We start from the raw sequence: 7471 nt of genomic DNA on the forward strand, positions 1-7471 counted from the left end.
CAGCAAAGCCGACGATTTCTATGCGATAGCAACGGCTTCCGAATTCTTCACAACCGACGGACCATCATCTGGGCACTTGAATAAAGGTGGGACTTATTGGTGTCCCGCCCCACTGACGATTACGGCGGGCACCGACAGACGAACGCAGTGGCCGCCACAACAATCTGACCCGCGTAAGGCCGACACATGACCGCACCGTCCCAATGTGTAAAAATCGATTACAGCTCTTGCCACTGAGCGTCGGAGGGGAGCCTATATGACTCTACACATTATGAATTGAGGCCCAGAACCGCCCTCCGCTTTCACATTGCCAGTTTCGACAAAGCCGGCAAGTTCATATAGCCTCTTGGCGGCAGCATTTTTACAATTGACGGTCAGGCAAACGCCGGTCCACGTCGGATACGCGCTTTTCAGGAATTCGGGCAGGGCCTCCGCAAATCGGCGACCATATCCCTTGCCTTGATGGGAACGACCAATCATGAACTCGTGTAGTTCCAAACAGTTGTCAACGGATTGAGTACCTGAGGTCGAATCAATTTGGAAGAATCCGACAACTCGCCCTTCCTCGTCCATGACATAGTTCTCACGCTGGCTGACTGTTGTTGCTAAAGTTTCACTGATCGGTTCAACAAAAGCGGATTGGAATTCGTTCACACTGAGCGATTCCACGACAGGTCTATCAGCGGGGACCATTTTTCTAAATCGCATTGTACATCCTTTGCTGACCGAATCAGCTTCTGATCCGCGTTAGGGAATTTTGCTCCGGAAAATGGGCACAACGCTAATTCATAGGATCATGTATGTCTCGTAAACGGTGCATTCGCCCTTCCAGTCTGTGGAAAGAAGACTGCGGTTTTGGCACGATCTCGATCGCTTCTCCGCTTTCGTGCACACCTCATCGCGAGCGACGTGGCATTTTTCCGGGTGCAGACTCAAACCAATTCGCCTGGTGGTACGAAGCCAAATTCCTGACCTGCGTGACAAAGAGGTTAACTAATACCGCCATCTGGCGCGATCAGGTGAATGCTGGCTTGCAGAAGCGACCCGGGACCATTTGGTAGCACGATTGCCTGCCCGACGGTGACCTGTAACGAAAGAGTCACTCGAGCAAGGAATCTGGCATCGTGACCAGCGTATGTGCCTACCAGACATCGTCGCCGGCTTGCCCATCGTTCGGCAACCGGGCAGAGGCGATAAAGACGGAAACGACGATGCATGGACGCTGCTTGAAGAGCACTGCCTTCAAATGCCCGGTGCGGCCGGCGCCGCAGGTCGTCACCTTCATGCTGCGCATGCCTTTGCGGCCAGCCACGCATCCAACTGCGCGGTGATTGCTGGATCGAGCAAGCCGCGCTTTGCCATCCAATCACCGTCGAAAACCGAACCGAGATATTTTTCGCCGCCGTCGGCTACCGGCGTGACGACCGTGCCGAACAACTTGCCTGCGGCAATGAACTCCAGCGCCTTGTAGATGGTGCCGCCGCTGGAACCACCCACCAGCAGACCCTTGCGCCGGGCGATATAGCGCGCTGTCTCGAAGGCTTGGGTGTCGGTGACCTGTACCCCCTCATCGATGCAACCATAATCGAGCACCTTGCCGACTTTATCACCTGCCGGCGTTCCGGTTCCCGACTGGTAATAGGGATGTCCGGGCTTGCCGAAGACGATCGAACCGGCCGGCTCGACCGCGATTGTGCGCACGGCAGGGTTGTGGCGCTTGAGGCGCTGAGCGATCCCCGTCATCGAACCGCCGGTGCCGACACAGCCGACAAAGGCGTCGATGCCGTTCGGGAGCTGCGCCATAAGCTCGTCGACGAACCCGGCATAACCTTCCGGGTTCGCCGGATTGTCGGATTGATTCATGAACAGCGCCCCGGGGAGCTGCGCGCCAAGCTGCGCGGCAAGACGTTGCCGCTCGACAACCGCAACTTCGTCCTCTCGGAAATCGCCTTCGACATAGCGGATCTCGGCGCCGAGCGCGCGCATCATGCGGATCTTGTCCGGCGCGGCGTGATGATCGACCACGGCGATGAAGCGCAGGCCGAACTCCAATGCGGACAGCGCCAGCCCAATACCGGTGTTACCGGACGACGATTCGACAATCGTGCCGCCCGGGGAAAGGCGCCCGTCCTCGAGCGCGGCAAGCACCATGCTGCGCGCCATGCGATCCTTCATCGATCCGCCGGGATTGTTCTTCTCGATCTTCAGCACCAGCGTGGTGTCGCGGTCGGGCACGGCGATCGACATGACCGGTGTCTGGCCGATCAACTGGGTTGTGGTCGTGCAGAGCATTTATGCCTCTCCAATTGTGTCGGGGACGAGTGCTGGCTGCCCATTCGCATCCTGAACCACGCACAGGCGGCTCGGCATCGGGTGGCGATGGAATTCGTTTTCAAGAAGGTCCATCTGGTAACCGCCTGTGTTGGCGTAGACCAGAAGATCTCCCGCTCGCGGGGCCATGGGAAATGTGAGCCATCGATTGCAGAGCACATCCTCGTCCAGGCAGCTATGGCCGGCCAGATAGCCTCGCATGGGTTTTGACATGGCGGACGGCGGTGTGGCGGGCACCAGGATGGGGTCGACCAGGAATTCGGATGCGAACCAGGTTTCGCAGGCGCCAAAACTGCTGCCTTCGACAAAAATGACGCAAGTGTCAGAACTGAGGGCCTTCACTCTTGAGACCCGGAAGATGGAAATGGCCGTCTGATCTGCCAATGCACGCCCCGGCTCAATTCCCAACACCAATCCCTCATCCGCAAAATACCCGGCGATGCTGCAGCCCTTGGGCATCGACGCATGCAAGAACTGGCGCAGCCAGTCGGCCGCCGAAAGCGCTCCGCCATAGGGGTAGAAGGAGCCCGGGACTTTTCCGGTCCGGTAGTCCTCGGGGACCTGTGCCTTCAGATGCGCCTGATAGGCCAGATGATCGACATACTGAACTGGCAGCCCGCCGCCGATGTCGATCATGCGTGGAGCAAATCCCCTTGCCCGGCTTTCGGCAATCAAGCTGGCAGCTTCCCTCAACGCTGCCGCGCGGGAATCCCAGCGATAGCCGCTTACGTGGAAATGCAACCCGTCGAAGCGCAGCCTGCCTTCGCCGGCAATGCGCGACAGACAATGCCTGATCGCCTCCGCCGGCATGCCGAAGCGACTCATGGCTTGTCCCGTTGGCAGCAACCGAAGCAGGAGCGGCTGGACCACCCCGTTCGCCGGCAAGCAGTTAACGAGGTCGTCCAACTCTTCCGGCGAATCCACCGATATCAGAGCGTTGCAGCCAACGAGCTCGCTATGGAATCCCGCCGTCTTTGCCGGGCCTGTCGCCACAAGCCGTGCGCCATCGGCGCCAAGCCGCCTGGCGTCGCGCAACTCGTAAAGGCTCGAGACGTCAATACCGGCGCCGGCGCGGAGCGCCGTCTCAATCAGTCCCGGCGACTTGTTGACTTTCGCTCCGTAATAAACCGCATGCGCCACACCGCTTTCTGTGAATACGCCAATCAGTGCCGCGAGATTTTTTTTCAGCTCATCAGGCCAGATCAGATTGAGCGGCGAGCCATATCGCGCGACCCATTCTGCAAGAAGCCACCCCCTGTCGGCCAAGAGTTCAACCGTCATCGGCCGCAGAATCGGAAGCAGGCCCGCGCCGACCTTGTGGCAATGCAGCATCATGACCGTGCCCTTGGCGCGACCATGCTCAGGGCAAATGCCCGGATGCGCGAAACCAATCCAGCATGGATCATCGGCTGCCCCCGGGAAACTTGTCGACACGCGTTATAGTAGCAAATCATGACGCTGCGGCCGCCATAGTGGATGTGCCATTCAGCCATGAGAACATTTCCTTTCATTGCATCGCAGTAAATGTCCGGCACGTTAACTATAATCCCCGGCGACTATTTTGCAACTCTATTCCTGTTAAAGATTATGAAGGCTATATTAAATTATTACTGTTACATTTTTCTGAATCGCCGCGGCACAAACTCCCATATGACGCAATTCAGGCGGAGATAACCGCGAACTGATCTTTTAACGATAGGAGGGATTGAAGGCGGAGGGTCCGTGCCGCTTCCGCATCAAGGACGGACGGTGCCTGGCAGATCTCGCCGCGGTCCGGAGGGAGATCTACAGCCGACTGGACCATTTGTGTAATCCGTCTGCGAACCTACCGGAGTGGCGACGACAAAATCGACGCTGTCGTATTTACTTGCGTGGGCGTGAGCGACGGGCGGCACGTCGAAGAGGCGCTTTGGGCAAGCCAGCAGGAACTTCGGCAGCAGAAGGCGCTTGTCGAACTGTCTCGTGCACCATCTTCGTCTGGATCTGTCGGGCGGGATCGGCCAGCGCCGTACTTCAACTGGAGAAGAAATACGACGGAGTGCCGCCGACCGAGATGACGCGGCTGAAGCAGCTTGAGGACGAGAACGGCAAGCTCAGGAAGCTGGTGGCCGATCTCTGCTTGGACAAGGAGATGCTGCAGGACGTCATTCGCCGAGAACTGTGAGGCGTGGTCGCAAACACGAGTTGCTGGCGGAGATGTGTGATGAGTGGACCGTGTCGATTCGGCGGGCGTGCCAGATTCCGGAGTCGGTCGACTTATCACTATAAGTCCCGCGGCATCGAAGCTCGGATCAAGGACATCTGCGCCACACGGGTCTCCGGAAATCCAGTACGCCGGCTCGAGACACAAAGTTGATGGAGCGAACCTGCTTTTTACAATAAATTTACACAAACTAAATGAACGCAAATCGCTGACAATGGTACTTTCACGGCGAAGTCTGAGGTCACGCACGGCTAACAAAAACTGATGCCGATTTACGTTTTGACCGCCGCACAGTACACAATGTCGGAGTTTACAGTTTATGGCAAGAAGAGCGCTCATCATAGTTGAAGGCCATCGTACTTTCTGTCTCCTATACGTCCAAGCGGCCCAGCGTCTTGGTCTTCATCCAATTGTCCTGGCGGCTGATCCAGCTCAGTACGACTACCTTGCGGCGGAAGGAATTGAGGCAATCCGTGTCGATACAGACGATCTCGATGCACTGATCCACGAATGTTGCCGGTTACGTCCGACCTATGACATTGGTGGTATTACGTCCGCCAGGGGGGCATTCTATGCGACAGTAGGCAAGCTCTGCCGACATTTCGATCTACCGGGACCGAACCCCGGATCAATTGAACGATGTTGCGACAAATTCATTCAACGTCAGCTCCTCGCAGAGGCCAACGTTCCAATTCCTGCTTATCGTTTGGCCGCGAGTGCAGCGGAGGTGGAACGCTCAGCTGCGGAGATCGGCCTTCCGGTGGTTCTTAAGCCAGTTGTAGGCAGTGGCAGCATGGGGGTCCGGTTGTGCCGCAACGTCGATGAGGTTGCCGAACACACAACCTATCTGTTGGGCGGGAAGCATATTTGGCAGTCTTCGCCTAGGATACTGGTTGAAGAATTCGAAAAGGGCCCATATTTTGCCGTTCACATCATGGGAAGGGATGTAATTGCAATTCAATCCGCTGAGTTAAATCCTCCACCCCATTTCGTCTTTCGTGAGTGCACCTTTCCGGCCCTGCTGACTGATGACGAGAATAGGCGGATGATCAATGTGTCGCTGAGCTGTTTGCAAGCTCTCCGCCTTGGCTGGGGCCCAACGAACATAGAACTGCGGTGGACTAAGCGTGGCCCGGTCGTCATTGAAGTCAATCCACGTCTTGCTGGCGCGCCCGATCCCCAACTAATTCAGCTGGCTTACGGACTGGATTTGATTACCCAGCACATCAAGCTTGCCATCGGCGATGAATGTGATTTGCACAAAAAGCGTTCGTACACCGCAGCCGCGCGGATCCTAGTTCCTGACCGCGATGGCATCCTCGATTGGATCGGCGGCACTAGCCGAGCGGCTGCCGTGCCAGGTATCGCGGAAGTCAAATTTTACGTCAAACCGAAAACGTCGATCGTCAGGAAAGGCGATTCCCGAGACTGTATTGGACACGTCATCGCTGCTTCGTCCAGTCATGGTCAGACCAAGGCGATACTCAAACGTGCCGTCGACCTAGTCAGCTGGTCAATCAGTGATACTAGCGAATAGGCACATTCTGCGGCCCTGCGGCGCGGCGGGGCTGCTCCATGCGGCCGGCTCTGCAGCCGAATCTACCGGAGTACAAGACGCTGATCGCAAAGCGGGTGGAGCGCATCAACAGGATCAAGAGGCTGCTGTTCGCCCAAGCTAGTGACTATGAGCGCTGCGTCACGACTGACGCGCCAAGTTTGAAGACCTCCCGAGTTGGTGGTCGCACTGTTCTGATGGTTCGGGATTGGCGGTCACGGGGACCGAAGCGGCGCACGGACGCCACAAACGAGGAACGACCATAACGGCGGCGCGGCGGCACTCTCATCCCCTCGCACCACTCTTGCCGCGTGGTCGTCTGTGCGGGACAAATATAGCACAAGGAATGTTGGCGGCACGACCGACGCCTCGGTCCGCTCCAGACTGGCGCCGTGCTCGACGCCGTCAAGACGTGGTCTGGATACCTCGCAGCCGGCCGTGGCGCCATCGCACCGGCCAGCCTTGACAGCGTCTCGACACGCTCGCAAGGGAAATCCGTAAGCCGAAGAAACAGCTCACCTGCGCCGAACAAAGAGACGAACAAGAGTCGAAAAACCTAATCACCCTTGTCGATGTCATCCGTCGAGTGGAGCTTGGCGCGCTGCTCCTTCGGGAAAGGCATGTAGGCCAGCACGTCGGGCTCGGCGTCGTCCAAGATTGTCGCCAGCTTCGGCACCTTCGGGCGGATCTGCTCGGCGACGGCGCGTTATTGTACGGACGCGGGCTCGGACGCCTCCTGGGCGAAAGCGGTGGCGATGAAGGCTAAGACGACCCTGCGCCCACTCTTGCCGGCATGGGCCAGCACGTTCCTCATTGAAGTGGACGCGGCAGCCCTGCCATGTTGCCGACAGAACTTTGGTGACGGCGCTATTGAAGACTTTCGTGCGCGTTCGAGACGACGAGCTTGACGCCGCGCAGGCCGCGACGTCTCAGCTTGCGCAGGAACTCCGTCCAGATCGGCTCAGCCTCCGAGGTGCCAATTTCCATGCCCAGCACCTCGCGCCGACCGTCCCCATTAAGCTTGAGATCGACGGCAGCGCGATGCGCGTCAGCCGGGGCGCTTCGCTGCGGCCCCGCCACAATCGCCGGCACGAAGGTAGAAGAATCCTGCTGCGCCGAAGCGGCGCTTCACGACGCCGGGCGAACACCTGCTGCGGCCTCAAGCCATAACGGCGGGCACCCTCGGAAATGCAATGCGTTCGGCTCCAGCGTCTCCGCGATGATCCGCGCTTTGTCATCCACCGACCACTCACGCCGGCCGTCAGCACCGTTGATTACCTCGAAACGTTGAGGCGCTCCGGATCAAGCCTAAGGTCGAGTCCAGAAACAAGTCGATCTCCGATCCCATTACAGAAACGGCAACCTCACAGATCGAGACCACT

General features: G+C 58.0%; 5 protein-coding genes and 2 pseudogenes. 2 read left to right on the top strand and 5 right to left on the bottom strand.

What is annotated here, in order from left to right; genetic code table 11:
• Positions 1 to 252: 252 nt before the first annotated feature.
• From MESS2_RS28475 to MESS2_RS28485, 4 genes are all read right to left on the bottom strand, one after another.
• Positions 253 to 708, bottom strand: coding sequence for a GNAT family N-acetyltransferase (locus MESS2_RS28475; RefSeq protein WP_008878100.1), 456 nt, complete (start codon positions 706 to 708; stop codon positions 253 to 255).
• 433 nt (positions 709 to 1141) lie between these two features.
• Positions 1142 to 1294, bottom strand: coding sequence for a hypothetical protein (locus MESS2_RS32540; protein ID WP_157357880.1), 153 nt, complete (start codon positions 1292 to 1294; stop codon positions 1142 to 1144).
• A complete protein-coding gene (locus MESS2_RS28480; protein ID WP_008878102.1) occupies positions 1282 to 2292 on the bottom strand; it encodes a cysteine synthase family protein in 1011 nt (336 codons plus the stop codon). Before MESS2_RS28480 ends, MESS2_RS32540 begins: the two co-directional genes overlap by 13 nt.
• The gene (locus MESS2_RS28485; protein WP_008878103.1) at positions 2293 to 3666 is read right to left on the bottom strand and encodes a Y4yA family PLP-dependent enzyme; all 1374 of its coding nucleotides are present in this window, start codon (positions 3664 to 3666) and stop codon (positions 2293 to 2295) included. It abuts the gene before it with no gap.
• Positions 3667 to 4334: 668 nt separating this feature from the next.
• Between MESS2_RS28485 and MESS2_RS33665 the strand changes: the two are divergent.
• Positions 4335 to 4648 (top strand): annotated as a pseudogene (locus tag MESS2_RS33665) (IS3 family transposase); the annotation flags it as partial.
• Positions 4649 to 4853: 205 nt separating this feature from the next.
• Positions 4854 to 6071, top strand: a complete 1218-nt coding sequence (locus MESS2_RS28495) for an ATP-grasp domain-containing protein (protein ID WP_040594218.1) — start codon at positions 4854 to 4856, stop codon at positions 6069 to 6071.
• 583 nt (positions 6072 to 6654) lie between these two features.
• Here MESS2_RS28495 and MESS2_RS31720 read toward each other — a convergent pair.
• A pseudogene (locus MESS2_RS31720) lies at positions 6655 to 7109 on the bottom strand (transposase); the annotation flags it as partial.
• Positions 7110 to 7471: the final 362 nt, after the last annotated feature.

This window comes from Mesorhizobium metallidurans STM 2683, assembly GCF_000350085.1.
In the GTDB taxonomy this organism is placed as follows: Bacteria; Pseudomonadota; Alphaproteobacteria; order Rhizobiales; family Rhizobiaceae; genus Mesorhizobium; species Mesorhizobium metallidurans.